General features: G+C 70.8%; 14 protein-coding genes. 7 read left to right on the forward strand and 7 right to left on the reverse strand.

Features of this window, described 5'->3' with window-relative positions; all coding sequences use genetic code 11:
• Together H305_RS0135485 and H305_RS47990 are read left to right on the forward strand one after the other, a co-directional pair.
• Positions 1-322, forward strand: a 322-nt coding sequence (locus H305_RS0135485) for a transglycosylase SLT domain-containing protein (RefSeq protein WP_028804632.1), incomplete at its 5' end; no start/stop codon positions are given.
• A gap of 145 nt (positions 323-467) precedes the next feature.
• Positions 468-1,901, forward strand: a complete 1,434-nt coding sequence (locus H305_RS47990; protein ID WP_037766381.1) for an AI-2E family transporter — start codon at positions 468-470, stop codon at positions 1,899-1,901.
• Between the two features lie 203 nt (positions 1,902-2,104).
• On the opposite strand, the gene H305_RS0135495 is transcribed toward H305_RS47990, so the two are convergent.
• Complete coding sequence (locus tag H305_RS0135495) at positions 2,105-2,638, reverse strand: alkyl hydroperoxide reductase (protein ID WP_028804633.1); 534 nt, start codon at positions 2,636-2,638, stop codon at positions 2,105-2,107.
• 6 nt (positions 2,639-2,644) lie between these two features.
• On the reverse strand, positions 2,645-3,199 hold the full coding sequence (locus tag H305_RS0135500; RefSeq protein ID WP_028804634.1) for a peroxiredoxin: 555 nt from the start codon (positions 3,197-3,199) through the stop codon (positions 2,645-2,647).
• Positions 3,200-3,358: 159 nt separating this feature from the next.
• Here H305_RS0135500 and H305_RS0135505 point away from each other — a divergent pair, with 159 nt between their 5' ends.
• From H305_RS0135505 to H305_RS0135520, 4 genes are all read left to right on the forward strand, one after another.
• Positions 3,359-4,333, forward strand: a complete 975-nt coding sequence (locus H305_RS0135505; protein ID WP_051371296.1) for a LysR substrate-binding domain-containing protein — start codon at positions 3,359-3,361, stop codon at positions 4,331-4,333.
• 285 nt (positions 4,334-4,618) lie between these two features.
• Positions 4,619-6,202, forward strand: coding sequence for a MarR family transcriptional regulator (locus H305_RS56175; protein ID WP_051371298.1), 1,584 nt, complete (start codon positions 4,619-4,621; stop codon positions 6,200-6,202).
• Positions 6,203-6,285: 83 nt separating this feature from the next.
• The gene (locus tag H305_RS0135515) at positions 6,286-6,666 is read left to right on the forward strand and encodes a roadblock/LC7 domain-containing protein (protein WP_028804636.1); all 381 of its coding nucleotides are present in this window, start codon (positions 6,286-6,288) and stop codon (positions 6,664-6,666) included.
• A gap of 4 nt (positions 6,667-6,670) precedes the next feature.
• Positions 6,671-7,099 (forward strand): hypothetical protein, encoded by a 429-nt coding sequence (locus H305_RS0135520; protein WP_028804637.1) that lies wholly within the window; start codon positions 6,671-6,673, stop codon positions 7,097-7,099.
• A 57-nt stretch (positions 7,100-7,156) separates the two neighbouring features.
• On the opposite strand, the gene H305_RS0135525 is transcribed toward H305_RS0135520, so the two are convergent.
• From H305_RS0135525 to H305_RS48000, 4 genes are all read right to left on the reverse strand, one after another.
• Positions 7,157-9,457: an ABC transporter permease gene (locus H305_RS0135525; protein WP_158690638.1), complete on the reverse strand. Its 2,301-nt coding sequence runs from the start codon at positions 9,455-9,457 to the stop codon at positions 7,157-7,159.
• A gap of 122 nt (positions 9,458-9,579) precedes the next feature.
• Positions 9,580-10,269, reverse strand: coding sequence for an ABC transporter ATP-binding protein (locus H305_RS0135530; protein WP_028804639.1), 690 nt, complete (start codon positions 10,267-10,269; stop codon positions 9,580-9,582).
• Positions 10,266-10,793, reverse strand: coding sequence for a PadR family transcriptional regulator (locus H305_RS0135535; RefSeq protein WP_028804640.1), 528 nt, complete (start codon positions 10,791-10,793; stop codon positions 10,266-10,268). The genes H305_RS0135530 and H305_RS0135535 overlap by 4 nt, the downstream gene beginning before the upstream one ends.
• Before the next feature lie 246 nt (positions 10,794-11,039).
• Complete coding sequence (locus H305_RS48000; RefSeq protein ID WP_051371300.1) at positions 11,040-11,321, reverse strand: hypothetical protein; 282 nt, start codon at positions 11,319-11,321, stop codon at positions 11,040-11,042.
• Positions 11,322-11,680: 359 nt separating this feature from the next.
• Between H305_RS48000 and H305_RS0135545 the strand changes: the two genes are divergently transcribed.
• On the forward strand, positions 11,681-13,999 hold the full coding sequence (locus H305_RS0135545) for a transglycosylase domain-containing protein (RefSeq protein WP_028804641.1): 2,319 nt from the start codon (positions 11,681-11,683) through the stop codon (positions 13,997-13,999).
• A 186-nt stretch (positions 14,000-14,185) separates the two neighbouring features.
• Here H305_RS0135545 and H305_RS0135550 read toward each other — a convergent pair whose 3' ends face one another.
• A complete protein-coding gene (locus H305_RS0135550; RefSeq protein WP_028804642.1) occupies positions 14,186-15,625 on the reverse strand; it encodes a GH1 family beta-glucosidase in 1,440 nt (479 codons plus the stop codon).
• Positions 15,626-15,635: the final 10 nt, after the last annotated feature.

The raw sequence follows: 15,635 nt of genomic DNA on the forward strand, positions 1-15,635 counted from the left end.
CGCCTCCAGCTTCTCCGTCCAGAGCTCGTACACCGTTGCGCAGATCCAGGCGATGGCACGCCAGATGGTGCCGTCCGGCCAGTTCCAGTGCTTCAGCAACATCGTGGACCACGAGTCCAGCTGGAACTACAAGGCGGTCAACGCCTCCTCCGGCGCCTACGGTCTCTTCCAGGCACTGCCCGGTTCCAAGATGTCTTCGGTCGGTTCCGACTGGCAGACGAACCCGGCCACCCAGATCAAGTGGGGCCTCAACTACATGAACAGCCGCTACGGCAGCCCGTGTGAGGCCTGGTCGTTCTGGCAGGCGAACAACTGGTACTGAGCACCGGGCCGCACGTCGGCCGCTCGAACCGCTCAACCTTGCGAAGCCCCTCCCCCTCCCAGGGGGAGGGGCTTCGGCCATGTACGGTCGGAGCCGACGACTCCAGGGGGGAGTGGTGGGGCGCAACGGGGGAAGAGGACGGATCATGTCGCGAGTGCCAGGATGGCTCGGCCGGCTGGGCGCCGGACTGTCCGAGCTGGGGGAGCGGTTGGACGAACGCCGCGCCGAAGTGGAGAAGGAGTCCGAGGGCTCCCTGTCCACGGAGGACGGGCCGGAAGTCCCTCATGTGAGAAGAGCCCCCGAGGACGCGCGGCCCGGATCCGGGACCTCCGGGTCCGCGACCGGCGGCCACCCGGTGACCGCCCCCGAGGACCAGCGCCCCGCCGGCGGCGACACCACCGTCACGTCCGCACCCGCGCCGGTCGCGTACGGTCCCCTGACGGCCGGCCGGCCCGACCCGGCGATGGCCGTGCCGTGGGGGGTGCGTGTCGCGGCCGAGGCCGGCTGGCGACTGCTCGTGCTCGCGGGCACCGTCTGGGTGCTGATGCGGGTGATCAGCGCCGTACAGCTCGTGGTCCTGGCCTTCGTGGCGGCGCTGCTCATCACCGCGCTGCTCCAGCCGACCGTGGCCCGCCTCAAGCATTACGGGGTACCGCGCGGACTGGCCACCGCGCTCACCGCGATCCTCGGCTTCGTCGTCATGGGACTGGTCGGCTGGTTCGTGGTCTGGCAGGTCCAGGAGAACATCGACAACCTCTCCGACCAGATCCAGGACGGCATCGACGAGTTGCGCAAGTGGCTCCTCAACAGCCCGTTCCATGTGACGGACAAGCAGATCAACGAGATCGCGAAGAACCTGCGCGAAGCGGTCGGCGCGAACACCGACCAGATCACCTCGGCGGGCCTCGAAGGCGTGACCGTCATCGTCGAGGCCCTCACCGGCATCCTCCTGACGATGTTCTCGACCCTCTTCCTCCTCTACGACGGCAAGCGCATCTGGCAGTGGACGCTCAAGCTCGTCCCGGCCGCCGCCCGGCCCGGCGTCGCGGGAGCGGGCCCGCGGGCATGGCGCACCCTGACGGCGTACGTCCGCGGCACGGTGATCGTCGCGCTGATCGACGCCATCTTCATCGGCCTGGGCATCTACTTCCTCGACGTGCCGATGGCCGTGCCGCTCGCCGTGTTCATCTTCCTCGGCGCGTTCATCCCGCTCGTGGGCGCGGTGATCTCCGGCGCGCTGGCGGTCGTCGTGGCCCTGGTGACGCAGGGCGTCTTCACCGCGGTCATGACGCTGGTCGTCGTGCTCGCCGTGCAGCAGATCGAGGGGCACATCCTCCAGCCGTTCATCCTCGGCCGGGCGGTACGGGTGCATCCGCTGGCCGTGGTGCTGTCCGTGGCCGCGGGCGGCATGGTCGCCGGGATCGGCGGAGCGGTGGTCGCGGTGCCGCTCGTCGCGGTCACCAACACCGTGGTGGCGTACCTGCGTTCGTACGCCCAGGAGGCGTCCCGCCGCCATGCCCCGGAGCCGCGGGGCGCCACCGCGGTGGACGCGGCATCCGCGGGTTCCCCGACGCCGTAGCGCCCCCCGCGTGTCGCGTCATCGGCCGGACGGGCCGATGCCGGCCCGGCCCGTCCGGCGATCGAGGACGAGGCCGTCAGGCCGATGCGAGGGCCTGGGGGCGGAGCCGCCGGGGACAAGGGGCGGGCAGGGGTGGCGGGGCGAGAACACCTCGCCCCGTCCACCGGGGACGGTGGACGGGGCGAAGGGGGGAACCCGGAGGATCAGCCGGCGAGGGCCGCCTCGGCGTCCAGCGTCGTGGCGACGGCCTGAACCACCGCAGCGATCTTGAACGCTTCCTGGATCGTCTCCCGGTCGACACCGGCCTTGCGGAGCACCTGCTCGTGCGAGTCGAGGCACTGCCCGCAGCCGTTCACGGCGGACACGGCGAGCGACCAGAGCTCGAAATCGACCTTCTCGACACCGGGGTTGCCGATGACGTTCATCCGCAGCCCGGCCCGCAGCGTCCCGTACTCCGGGTCGGAGAGCAGGTGCCGCGTCCGGTAGAAGACGTTGTTCATCGCCATGACGGCGGCCGCGGCCTTGGCGGCCGTGTACGCCTCCGGCGACAGCTGGGCCTTCGCCTCCGGCTCCAGCTCACGCAGCACCCGCGGGGACCGCGACGCGATGGCGCAGGCGAGCACGGTGCCCCACAGCTGCTGCTGCGGAAGGTCGCTGTTGCCGATGACCGAGCCCAGGTTCAGGCGCAGGTCCTTGGCGTAGTCCGGCAGGGCGGACTTCAGTTCGTCGAGGGCCATGAAAGGTCACTCACCGGCCAGCAGCGCGACCGGGTCGAGGGTGTTCTCGCCCTTGGTCCAGTTGCACGGGCACAGCTCGTCGGTCTGCAGGGCGTCCAGGACCCGAAGGACCTCCTTGGGGTTACGGCCGACGGAACCGGCGGTCACCATGGAGAACTGGATCTCGTTGTTCTGGTCGACGATGAACACGGCACGCTTGGCGAAGCCGTCCTCGCCCTCGATGCCGAGGTCACGCATGAGCTCGTGCTTCGAGTCGGCCATCATCGGGAAGGGCAGGTCGCGCAGGTCGTCGTGGTCCTTGCGCCAGGCGTGGTGCACGAACTCGGAGTCGCCGGAGAAGCCGAGGACCTGGGCGTCACGGTCGGCGAACTCGTCGTTCAGCTTGCCGAAGGCCGCGATCTCGGTCGGGCACACGAAGGTGAAGTCCTTGGGCCACGCAAAGACGATCTTCCACTGGCCCTCGTAGGTCTTGTGGTTGATCTGCTCGAACTCCTTGCCCTTCTCCAGCGAGACACAGGCAGTCAGATCGAACTCGGGGAACTTGTCACCGACAGTGAGCACGCGCTCTCCTTGCAGCGAGGAACAACCCCTTTTGAGGGCGTTTCCCATGGGTTGGACGAAGCTGATGTTGGCACAGGCTGCATTGATTGCGGAAATAGCTACACTCGGTCAGGTTGATCGGCAACAGCTATCAGTGACTACGAGTGAAGAGGTACCGGCATGGCGAGCCCCATCGGCAGGGCGGGCCCCAGGGGGAACGGGCGCCGCCAGCCCAGTCTCGCCCAGCTGCGCGCCTTCGCCGCCGTGGCCGAGCACCTGCACTTCCGCGATGCCGCCGCCGCGATCGGCATGAGCCAGCCCGCCCTGTCCGGCGCGGTCTCGGTGCTGGAGGAGACCCTCGGCGTGACGCTGCTGGAGCGTACGACGCGCAAGGTGCTCCTCTCGCCCGCCGGTGAGCGCCTCGCCGTACGGGCGAAGGCCGTGCTCGACGAGGTCGGGGCGCTGCTGGAGGAGGCGGAGGCGGTGCGGGCGCCGTTCACCGGGGCCCTGCGTCTCGGCGTCATCCCCACCGTCGCGCCCTACCTCCTGCCCACCGTCCTCAGGCTCGTCCACGACCGCTACCCCGACCTCGACCTCCAGGTCCACGAGGAGCAGACCGCGAGCCTGCTGGAGGGCCTGGCGGTCGGCCGGCTCGACCTGCTGCTGCTCGCCGTGCCGCTCGGGGTGCCCGGAGTGGTCGAACTCCCGCTGTTCGACGAGGACTTCGTACTGGTCACCCCGCTGGACCACTGGCTTGGCGGCCGGGAGGGCATCCCCCGCGAAGCGCTGCGCGAACTCAACCTCCTGCTGCTCGACGAGGGGCACTGCCTGCGCGACCAGGCTCTCGACATCTGCCGTGAGGCGGGCCGCGCCGACGCTCCCGTCACCACCACCGCCGCCGGACTCTCCACGCTCGTCCAGCTCGTCGCCGGCGGTCTCGGTGTGACGCTGCTGCCGCGCACCGCGGTCAAGGTCGAGACGACCCGCAGCAACCAGCTGCTCACCGGATACTTCGCCGATCCGGCGCCGACCCGTCGTATCGCCCTCGCCATGCGGTCGGGCGCCGCACGCGGCACGGAGTACGAGGAACTCGCGGCGGCCCTGCGTGAGGCGCTGTGTCCGCTGCCCGTCCGGGTACTGGGCGCGGACGGCTGAGGGCGGTGCAGAGTCGGTCAACCGGATGACCGATGAAGGCTATTGAGGGACGGGATATTTCAACTTCCGTCAGGTAGTGCGACTCTCGCTGAGATATGCCCCCGGACTGATACACATTCCACTTCAGCGTGATGCATCAGGCATCTGTGCGAAGTTCGAGAAGTGCCGGAATCTCCAAGGGGAGTGATGTCGGGCATTCGGGATTCCCTTGGCCGGGTCGGATTCGACCTGCTGTCGCACGCCCTCACTGAGTGCCAGGACTCGCGGGCGACGGGGAGACTGCGGGTGTCCGGCAGGCCCGGGGGTGCCTTCCATCTACGGGACGGACTCGTCGTCGCCGTCGAGAGCCCCGGCGCACCGGGGCCGGAGGCCAGGCTGCTGCGGACCGGGCGCGTCAGCGGCGAGCAGTGGGCGGAGCTGCTCCGGGAGAACGAGGGCACGCGCTGGCCGCAGACCGGACTGATCGCCCACGGGCACGCGGGGGCCGCGCAGCTGAGGGTCGTCTGTGTGATGGCCACGCAGGACGCGGCCTTCGCGGTCGTCGCCGGACGGGTCGACGGCTGCGCCCCGCTCGACGCCGCCGAGCCGCTCGCTCCGGTCGCCATGGGGGAACCGCCCGCGCGGCTGCTCCAGGACGCGACACGGAAACTGGCCGCCGTCGCCGCCCTGCCGTGTCCCGTGCGGCCCGAGCGTGAACGGCCCGTGCCCACCCCGGCCGCCGACGGTGCCGACGCCCGTCTTCCCGCGCTCCAGCGGGAGTTGCTGGCCCACGCCGACGGGCGGCGGACCGCACGTGACATCGCCTTCGCGACCGGCCTCGGTGTTTACACCGTCACCGTCGCGATGGCCCGCATGCTCGGCGACGGCCTGCTGGAGCTCGCCGCGGACTCCGGGACCGTCGCCCCGATCAGCATTCCGGTCACCGGACCGATAGCCGCCCGGACGCCGCCGGCCGCCGGCACGCCGGGCCACCGTCCGCCGCCGGAGGAGACACCCGGGCGCGCCTACGCCGAGCGGACCGGGTCGGACGAGGCCGCCGGCGCGGGCGGCACGCGCGCCGAGCCCTCCGACGTGGAGCCGGGCGGTGAGGAGTCCGACGGCGCGGACCCCGGCGACGCCGGGCCCCTCGACGGTGGCCCCGCCGAGGGTGGGCCCACCGATGCCGAGCCTGCGGGCACCGAGCGGCCGGAGGCCGGGCGCTGCGTCGAGGACCCGGCCGACGCCGAGCGGCCCGACACCGGGAGCACCGGTGCCGGGTCCGTGGGTGCCGAGCGTTCCGAGGCCGGCAGCGGTGGAGGTGAGCCCGTCGGCGCGGGGCGGTCGCGGGAGGGCGGCATGCTTCCCGGGCCCGTCGATGCAGAGCGATTCGAGGCCGGCGGCACCCTTTCCGAACCCGTCGGCACCGGGCGGTCCGCGGGCGGAAGCACCCCTGCCGCGTCTGCCGAGCCCGAACAGGCCGACACCGGGAGTGCCGAGGCCGACCCGGCCGACGCGGAGTGGCCCTACGCCCGGTGGGCCGACGCCGGGTGGCCCGAGATCCGTTGGCCCGAGACCGGGTGGCCGGAGTCCGAGGGCACCCCCGCCGCGCAGGGCACCCCCGCCGAGCAGGGCGGACCCGAGCAGGCCGGGACGGCGGCGCCGGGAGCCGAGGAGCCGGCGGCGTCCGAGCCGTCGGCCGGGGCCGAACACACCGCGGGCGAGCCGGGGTCGCCGGGCGGCCCCCCTTCCCCCCACGCGTCGTCGCTGCCCCGGCGTAAGCCAGGGGCGAGCGGCATCACCGAGACTCTCGCCCCGGAAACGGCCGGGGGGAGCTGGAAAGGGTTCTTCCGTCTGCGCAACCGGATCTGGACCCCGGATTCCGGTACCTGACATTCCCGGAGAACCGCGTAGTGGACGCGCGCTCGTCAGCGCGAGAACAAGCAAATGCGATCAGCTGTCAGGGAGTTCGGCATATGAATCACGAGGCACTGGCGATGGAAATGAGAGGCCTGCGGGAGCAGGTCACCGGAATCACCGACACGGCCGTGGCGGCCGCGGACGGAATGCTCATCGCGGCGGACACCGCCGCCACCATCGACCCGGAGGGTCTCGCCGCGATCGCCGCTGCGGGCCTGGGCATCGCCCGGCGTGCCGCCGAGGCGACGGGCCGGGGCACATTCCGGCAGACGGTGACGTACGGAAGTCAGGGCTGCGCCGCCTTCTACGCCGTCGGCGACACGGCGCTGATGGTCGTGCTCGGCGACGAGGGCATCGACATCGAGCGCCTGCACGAGGAGACCCGGCCCGCCCTCGGGCGCATCGGTTCGATCCTGACCGCTACCGAAGGAGCTTGAGAGGATGGCGAGCAAGCGGATGACATCGGGCTTCTCCGACCAGGTCATGGGCCTGGTCAAGGCATTGCGTACCGACGCACCGGACTGCCTGGCCTCGGGCGTCGTCGACATGGCGACCGGGATGCTGCTGTCGTACGAGACCGTCGACAACCACCCGCCCGAGGTGCTGGACCTGCTCGCGGGCGCGACCCTCGACCTGTTCCAGGGGCGCACGGTGCAGATGATCGAGGACGTCTTCAAGGAACGCCGCGGCATCGAGAGCGACCAGCACTTCTTCCAGGAGATCCTGGTGAACAGCGACAACCTCACGCACCTGTTCGTGCGCATGAGCGAGCAGCAGGACGTGGTCGCCGTGGTCGTCTGCCGTAAGTCGGTGAACGTCGGCATGCTCTTCGCCCAGACCCGTCGCGTGGTGCGGGAGTACGGGCTCTGACGCAGAAGGGCGGCCCTCCCCGGTGGGGAAGGGCCGCCCGTGCGCGGCGTGGGCCGGTCACTCCGTGCGCAGTCCGTCCGGCCGCATCAGACGGATGAGCGGCGGCAGACTGAGCGCCGTCACCAGCACCACGACCGCCGCGCCGATGCCCGTCATCGACAGCACGCTCGCCCAGTCCACGCCGACCGGCGTACTGGTCATCTTGAGCAGCACCGTGCCGAGCGTCAGGCCGACGACCGACGCCAGCGCCAGGCCCAGCGCGATGGGGATCGCCGTCTGCCACAGCACCGACAGGCTCAGAGTGCGGCGCCGGGTGCCGAAGGCGACCAGCGACGACAGCAGCTTCTTGCGCTCGCGCAGTTGCTCCAGCTGGGAGACCAGCAGGCTCGCCCCGATGAGCACGAGGACACAGGTCGCGCCGACGAACAGGCCGGTGCGGATGGATGTGAACCGCTTCGACTGGGTCGACTCGCTCCAGGTGATGGGATCGGCGAGCGGGTCGATCTCCGCCGCGGTGTTGCGGACGAGCTCTTGTACGTCCGGCACCGACTCGTCGAGTGCGAGGAACACGGTTCCGTACAGGGCCCCTTCCGCCTTCTCGGGCAGCGCGGCCGGGGTGAACAGGAAGCCTCCGCGCTCGTCACCCTGCGGATCCTTGCGCGTGGCCGCCTCCCGGACCCCCTTCGGCACCGTCCAGGCGATCTCCTTGCCCTTGTTGTCGCTGCCGTAGGACGGGTCGATGTAGAGCTTGGTGCCGGCCTTGCTCAGCTGCTTGGTGTACTCGTCCCACTGGGCGTTCGGCACGGCGAAGACGTCGCCGTCCTTGCAGGAGGGCAGCCGGGCGACCTCGCGCAGGGCGGCACAGTCGCCGACGGTCACGGGCGACTGGCGCTCGGGCTCGTTCCTGCCGTCGCCGACCTGACTGTTGGCCAGGGCGACGGTGTGCCGGACACCCTTGGTCGAGGAGAGGCGCCGGGCGACCTGGCTCGCCGGGACGCCGTCGGGCACCTCCACGGACATCTGGGCGCGGGTGAGGTCGTTCTTGCTGACCTTGGTGTAGTCGCTGTCGACGCCGGCGAACAGCATCTGCAGGGCGATCGCGCCGGCCACCGCGACCGCGATGCCGTTGACCATGCGAGCCGCGGTGCCGCTGCTCAACTGGAGCCTGCGGATCGCCAGTTGCCAGGCGACACCGCCGGAGTTCAGCCGGGCGACGACTGCCTCGACGACCCAGGGGAGGAGCGCGGTGATGCCGACCAGCAGCAGCATGACGCCGCCGATGACGAGGTACTGGTTGAAGTCCCCGTTGTCGCGTCCCTGCCCGATCATCGGGTAGAGGAGTGCGAGACCGCCCAGCGGCAGCAGCAGCCGCCACCAGAGCCGGCGTCGCGAGGGCCGGGCCGTACGGACCACGCCCAGCGGCTCGATGACGACCCCGCGCAGCGCGAACAGCGTCACGGCGACGGCGGCGGCCGGCACGGCGACGGCGACCAGTGCCACCAGGCCGGGCGCCGGATTGAGGTCGCCGGGGAACACGCTGACCCGGAAGACCTCCATCATTCCGGCGAGCTGACGTCCGATCAGGAAGAACCCGGCGCCGAGCACCAGCCCGACCAGAGCTCCGGCCAGCGCCTCGCCCGCCGCGATCCGCCGCGTCATCCGTCCGTCCGCACCGACCAGCCGCAGTGCCGCGAGCCTGCGGTCGCGCCGTTCGCCGCCGAACCGTACGGCCGCCGCGATGAAGACGCCGACCGGCATCAGGAGCACCACGAAGACGATCAGGACGAGCAGCAGCAGGACGGGGTCCATGGCCTCGGACGGGTTGTCGGCCCCGAACGAGTCGATGCGTTCGATCCGGCCGGCCGTCTGCGAGGTCGCCTTCAGGCTGTCGGAGCCCGCGTAGTAGGCGAGTTCGTGCGGGTCGACGAGACCGCTGTCGGCGATCGTCCCGCTGATGCGGTAGTGCAGGCGCTCGCGCAGCAGCTTGCCGTCCGGGGACTTGAGCAGCCGGTCCAGGGCGGGCGAGACGACCATGTCGCCGGCGGCGGGGAACTCCTTCAGCCCGGGCGGCAGCGGCGCCCGGGGGCCCTCGGGCTGCAGGACCCGTCCGCGTACGTCCTTGTCGTGGAAGGTGGTGCCGGTGGCCGCGACGAGCAGCGTGCGGTCCGACTTCTTCATGACGTCCGAGCGGAACGTCACGTCGTTGCGGCTCTGCTCCCGGTCGTGGCGGGAGGCCAGAGCACTCGGTATGGCCGTGGTGAGCAGCAGCAGGGCCACGCCGAGGCCGACCCCGACGGCGGTGAGCAGCACGCGCACCCAGGCCTCGCGGCCACCGGTCACCGCGAACCTGGCGCCCATGGCGAGGTCACGGGACCACTGCGTCAGGCCGCGCGGGACACGTGGTTCCCCGGCTGACGGGGTGACGGGCGAGGGGCCGGGCGGAGTCCCGGTCGGGCCGGTCCCGGGTGAGGGGCGGACACTCATACGACCCGCTCCATGTCCCGGGACCTGCCGTCGCGCACGACGATCTCGCGGTCCGAGTAGGCGGCCACCCGCGCCTCGTGCGTGACGAGCACGACGGCGGCATTGGTCGAGCGTGCGGCGTCGGTCAGCAGCTGCATCACGCGCTCGCCGTTGAGGGAGTCGAGCGCGCCGGTCGGCTCGTCCGCGAACAGCACGCGCGGGTTGGTGACCAGCGAACGGGCGACGGCGACGCGCTGTCCCTGACCGCCGGAGACCTCGCCGGGCCGCTTGCCCTTGAGGTCGTCGACCTCCAGCTGTTCCATCCATGTGAGGGCGGCGCGCTCGGCATCCTTGCGGCCCGTCCCGTTCAGCCGGAGCGGCAGGGCGACGTTCTCGACGCAGGTCAACTCCGGTACGAGCTGGCCGAACTGGAAGACGAAGCCGAAGTCGCTGCGGCGCAGGGCGCTGCGCTGCGCGTCGTTCATCGTGGTCATCTCGCGGCCGTGGTACGTGATCGACCCGGAGTCGGGCGTCACGATCCCGGCGAGACAGTGCAGCAGGGTGGACTTGCCGGAGCCGGACGGACCCATGACGGCGACGATCTCGCCGGGGTGGATGGAGAACTCGGCGCCGTCCAGGGCGGTCGTCGGCCCGTACGCCTTGCGCAGGTCCGAGGCGGTGAGCAGGGAACCGGGTGGGGGAGTCATCGGGTCGTCACCGCCTCGGCGAGCTTGTCGAGGCGCGCGGCGGTGAGCTCCAGCCACCGCAGGTCGGCCTCCAGGTGGAAGAGGGCGTGGTCGCAGATCAGCTGGTCCGCGAGGTCGCCCTTGCGCTTGCGGTCGGTCAGGATGCGCATCATGCGCAGGTGCTCCGAGCGCTGCGTGTCGAGGATCTCGGCGGCGTCGCGGTGCGTGAGGAGCGCGAGCACGACCTTGGTGTAGAGGGTCGACTGGAGATAGGGCTCGGGCTTCTCCGGCGTCGCGAGCCACTGCTGCACGTCGGTGACGCCGGCGTCGGTGATGGCGTACCGCTTGCGCTCGGGCCCGCCGCCCGGCTCGATCCCGTCGACTTCGACGAGTCCGTTCTTCAGCAGCCGGGACATCGTCGAATAGACCTGGCCGTAGTGCAGCGGCCGGTCGTGACCGAACTTCTCGTCGAAGGCCCGCTTCAGGTCGTAGCCGTGACGCGGGCCGGACTCCAGGAGCCCCAGGAGGGTGTGACCGATGGACATGCGAGCACTCTACACACGGTGTATACGCCGGATGTATACGCCCAGTGTGTAGATCATGGCGGCGCGTACGGTGGTGCAGGTGGGAGGCGATTGTCACGGTTCTGTCACCGGTGACGGGCGACGCCCTGCGGGCGCGGGGCGGCGCCCTGCGGACCGCCCACGGGCCGGGCGCGTCCGGGCCACGGCCGACGCCGTGCCCGGCGGGGCTGTGTCCCCCGTGTCGCCGATGTTCATGCCCCGGCGGTGCTACGCCCCGGGTTCCGCCGCCGGTCGTTCCCGGTGGGGGTGGCCCTCGGGTTCCGCCGGCGGCCGTCCCCGCCGGGGCATCGGCCCGGTCCCGCCGGGCAGGCGCCCCGCGTCGGCCAACGCCTGGCGCAGCAGGAACTCGATCTGCGCGTTGGCGGACCGCAGTTCGTCCCCGGCCCAGCGTGCGAGCGCCTCGTACACCGACGGGTCCAGCCGCAGCAGCACCTGCTTGCGCTGCCGCGGCCGACGCTGAGGGGGTGCGCCCTCGGAAGGAGCCGTCATCGGTGGAGGGTCCCGATGCTGTGCGCGGCGGACTCCCGGACCCGCGGCGCGGGCATCTCCGGCACGCCCTCGGGTGCGGGGCCGCGCGCGGCCGAGCGGTGTGCCGGCATGGGAGGTCCCCCCGTTCCGTACGGCATAGCTTCCGTCTATCCAAGTGATAACACTTTAACTCGCTCGACAACCTTCCACCCCTCCCGCTCGTCGGTTTGGTCGGGGAGGAGTGCCCGGCGTGCTGATTGTCACGTCCGGAAAAGACCGGATCGGCGGCCCTTTGTCATAGCGCGCGGTGTTAGCTTTCTGAGCTGACCTGAGCGACGAACCTGTGTGCCACACGAGAGTGAAGCGGAGCGGATCGACCCATGGGACGAGCGGAAGAGAGACGAGCGCGGCAGGCACAGGGCCGCCGCGCGGCGCCCAAGCGCTCGTCCGGAGCGGGCGCCGCGGGCGCGCCGGCCGGGGGCAAGAGCCGCCGCAGCGGCATACGCCGGTTCGTCAACTGGAAGACGATCACCGGGACGTTCTTCGGCCTCTGCCTGCTCGGCATGGGCGCCTTCATCGTGCTCTACATGGTCGTCGACGTCCCCAAGGGCAACGCGGCCGCACGGCTGCAGAGCAACATCTACAAGTACCGCAACGGCGACGTCCTCGCCCGCACGGGCAAGGTCAACCGTGAGGTCGTGGACCTGTCCGAGGTGCCGAAGAGCGTCCAGAAGACCTTCGTCGCCGCCGAGAACAAGTCCTTCTACAAGGACTCCGGCGTCGACCTCAAGGGCACGGCCCGCGGTCTGATCAACACTCTGTCGGGCAAGGGCAAGCAGGGCGGCTCGACGATCACCCAGCAGTACGTCAAGAACTACTACCTGAACCAGGACCAGACCGTCACGCGCAAGCTGAAGGAACTGGTCATCTCCCTGAAGGTGGACCGCCAGAAGTCCAAGGACGACATCCTCGCCGGCTACATCAACACCAGCTACTACGGCCGCAACGCCTACGGCATCCAGGCCGCGGCGCAGGCGTACTACCGCATCGACGCGAGCGAACTCTCCGTCGCCCAGGGCGCCTACCTCGCCTCGCTGCTCCAGGCCCCGAGCCAGTACGACTGGGGCGTCGCGACGGACACCGGCAAGAAGCTGGTCACGGCCCGCTGGAACTACACCCTCGACAACATGGTCGAGCAGGGCTGGCTCGACTCCGGCGAGCGCCAAGGGCTGAAGTTCCCCGTGCCGAAGGACCCCAAGGGCGCCCCCGGCATGGAGGGCCAGACCGGCTATCTGGTCAAGGCCGCCGAGAATGCGCTGGCCAAGCAGCTCGTCACCGACGGCACGGCCTCCGACCTGGACCAGGCCCAGGCGATGGTGGAGGCCGGCGGCTGGACCATCACGCTCAACGTCGACAAGAAGAAGCAGGCGCTGCTGGAGAAGACCGTCAAGGCGCAGCTCACCAGCAAGCTGGACCCGAAGAAGCGCAAGGTCGACGGCAACATCCAGGCCGGTGCCGTCTCCGTCGACCCGAAGAACGGCAGGGTCCTCGCGATGTACGGCGGCAAGGACTACTTCAAGCACTACTACAACAACGCCACGCGCCGGGACTACCAGGTCGCCTCGACCTTCAAGCCGCTGATCTTCGCCGCCGCCCTGGACGAGAAGGCCAAGACGCAGCGCGGCAGGCTCATCACGGCGAACACGGTCTACGACGGCACCAACCGCCGGCCCGTGGTCGGCAGCGACATCGGCTTCGCCCCGCCGAACGAGGACGAGCACAGCTACGGCGACGTCACCGTGCAGACCGCTATGAACAAGTCCATCAACTCCGTCTTCGCGCAGATGGGCGTCGACGTCGGCATGGACGAGGTCCTGAAGGTGGCGGGCAAGCTCGGCATGGACACCAAGGGTCTCGAGGCGGTGCCCGCCCAGACCCTCGGCTCCATGGGCGCGAGCCCGCTGGAGATGGCCGGCGTCTACGCCACTCTCGACAACCACGGCAAGAAGGTCACCCCGGCCGTCGTCGCCAAGGCCGAGCACAAGGACCGTTCGGTCGACTTCCCCGACCCGATCGGCGACCGGGTCATCAGCGAGGAGGCGGCCGACACGGTCACCTCGGTGCTGACCGGTGTGGTCGACGACGGTACGGCCAGGACGTCCGTGCGGGACAACCCGTCGCGCGGCGGTCAGCAGGTCGCGGGCAAGACGGGTACGTCCGACAACAACAAGTCGGCCTGGTTCACCGGCTACACGCCTGACCTGGTCACCTCGGTCGGCCTCTTCGGCGAGGGCGCGGTCGGCACCGCCGACGCGGGCAAGCACGTCTCCATGAAGGGCGCCACCGGTCTCGTCGCCGAGGGCGGCCGCGTCAACGGCGGTGGCTTCCCGGCGCAGATCTGGGCGGCGTACACCTTCGACGCGCTGGACGGCAAGGTCAGCAAGTTCGACCTGAACACCACGTCGGGCGCGGCAGTGGAGCCCACCGAGACGCCCACGGTCACCCGGACGCCGTCGAGCACCCCCTCGTCGACGCCGACCACCGAGGAGCCGTCGACCGAGCCGCCGACGAGCAGCAGTCCGCCGTCTCCGACGGACGAGCCGACGACGACCGATCCGACGACCACGAAGCCGGCCACGCCGACGGGGACGCCGACCGACGGAATTCCGGACAACCCATTCGATCCGAACAGTCAATAGCGTGCGGAAGGGGCACCCGGTGATCCACCGGGTGCCCGCAGCCGGGTGACGTCCGGGAGAGCCGATCTCCCTGCTGGGACGGTGAGTCGAGCCTGCCCCCGGCCCGCGGGAAGCGGGGCGCGGGGGCAGGCTCCGCGGTGGCGGCACCGTGCGGGGCGGGCAGGGTGGTGCCGCCACCCGGTCCGGTCAGGCGCCGGGCAGGACGCCGGTGCGGGCCACCTCGGAGTACCAGCGGGCGCTGGCCTTGGGGATGCGGGTGCCCGTCGGGTAGTCGACGTAGACGGCGCCGAAGCGCTTGCTGTAGCCGTACCCCCACTCGAAGTTGTCCAGCAGCGACCACAGGAAGTAGCCGCGCACGTCCGCGCCGTCGGTGATGGCCTGGTGCACGGCGGCCAGGTGGCCGCGCACGTAGGCGATCCGGTCGGGGTCGTTGACCTTGCCGGAGGGGTCGGCGTAGTCGTCGAAGGCCGCCCCGTTCTCCGTGATGACCAGCGGTAGTGCGGGGAATTCGGATGCCACCCGGCGCAGGAGGTCGTACAGGCCGGTGGGGTCGACGGCCCAGCCCATGGCGGTGGTGTCACCGGGGGGCTGGTGGAAGGCGACCAGGTCCGCTCCGGGCCAGGGGCTGTGCGTGCTCCTGCCGTGTCCGTCCGAGTTGTGCGTGCCGCTGCCGTCCGCCTCCGAAACCAGTGTGGGCGTGTAGTAGTTGATGCCGAGGAAGTCCAGGGGCTGGTTGATCTGCTGGAGGTCGCCGTCGCGCACGAAGGACCAGTCGGTCAGGGCCGCCGTGTCCTTGAGCAGGTCCTCCGGGTAGGCACCCTGCAGCATCGGGCCGGTGAAGACCCGGTTGGCGAGCGCGTCGATCCGGCGGGCGGCGTCGGTGTCGGCGTCGCTGCCGGTGAGCGGGCGCACCTCGTGGAAGTTCAGCGTGACCGAGCACTGGGCGTCGGCGGGAAGCGCGTCGCGCAGTGCCTGGACGGCCAGCCCGTGCCCCAGGTTGAGGTGGTGGGCGGCGCGCAGGGCGGCGACCGGGTCGGTGCGGCCGGGGGCGTGGACACCGGAGCCGTAGCCGAGGAAGGCACTGCACCAGGGCTCGTTGAGCGTGGTCCAGGTCTTCACCCGGTCGCCGAGGGCGTCCGCGGCGATGGCCGCGTACTCGGCGAACCGCTCGGCCGTGACGCGCTCGGGCCAGCCTCCCGCATCCTCCAACTCCTGCGGCAGATCCCAGTGGTAGAGCGTGGCCACCGGAGTGATGTCGTGGGCCAGCAGCTCGTCGACGAGACGGCGGTAGAAGTCCAGGCCCTTCTGGACGGCCGGGCCGCGACCGGTGGGCTGGACCCGGGGCCAGGCAAGGGAGAAGCGGTAGGCGCCGAGGCCGAGGTCGGCCAGGAGCGCGACGTCCTCGCGCCAGCGGTGGTAGTGATCCGTGGCGATGTCGCCGGTGTCGCCGTTGCGGACGCGGCCGGGGGTGCGGGCGTAGACGTCCCAGATGGAGGGGGTGCGGCCATCTTCGGTGGTTGCGCCCTCGATCTGGTACGAGGCGGTCGCGGAGCCCCAGAGAAAGCCGTCGGGGAAGGTTCGGGCCGCGTCCGGGGCGGAACCGCCATGTCGTGCTGCGGTGACCACGTAGATCCTC

The organism is Streptomyces sp. 142MFCol3.1, assembly GCF_000424945.1.
GTDB lineage: Bacteria > Actinomycetota > Actinomycetes > Streptomycetales > Streptomycetaceae > Streptomyces > Streptomyces siamensis.

Bases quoted from the DNA above. Each gene is read 5' to 3' on its own strand.
- H305_RS0135495 (WP_028804633.1), bottom strand. From the start codon at position 2,638: ATGGCCCTCGACGAACTGAAGTCCGCCCTGCCGGACTACGCCAAGGAC.
- H305_RS0135515 (WP_028804636.1), top strand. From the start codon at position 6,286: ATGAATCACGAGGCACTGGCGATGGAAATGAGAGGCCTGCGGGAGCAG.
- H305_RS0135535 (WP_028804640.1), bottom strand. From the start codon at position 10,793: ATGTCCATCGGTCACACCCTCCTGGGGCTCCTGGAGTCCGGCCCGCGT.
- H305_RS0135530 (WP_028804639.1), bottom strand. From the start codon at position 10,269: ATGACTCCCCCACCCGGTTCCCTGCTCACCGCCTCGGACCTGCGCAAG.
- H305_RS47990 (WP_037766381.1), top strand. From the start codon at position 468: ATGTCGCGAGTGCCAGGATGGCTCGGCCGGCTGGGCGCCGGACTGTCC.
- H305_RS48000 (WP_051371300.1), bottom strand. From the start codon at position 11,321: ATGACGGCTCCTTCCGAGGGCGCACCCCCTCAGCGTCGGCCGCGGCAG.
- H305_RS0135520 (WP_028804637.1), top strand. From the start codon at position 6,671: ATGGCGAGCAAGCGGATGACATCGGGCTTCTCCGACCAGGTCATGGGC.
- H305_RS0135545 (WP_028804641.1), top strand. From the start codon at position 11,681: ATGGGACGAGCGGAAGAGAGACGAGCGCGGCAGGCACAGGGCCGCCGC.
- H305_RS0135525 (WP_158690638.1), bottom strand. From the start codon at position 9,457: ATGGGCGCCAGGTTCGCGGTGACCGGTGGCCGCGAGGCCTGGGTGCGC.
- H305_RS0135505 (WP_051371296.1), top strand. From the start codon at position 3,359: ATGGCGAGCCCCATCGGCAGGGCGGGCCCCAGGGGGAACGGGCGCCGC.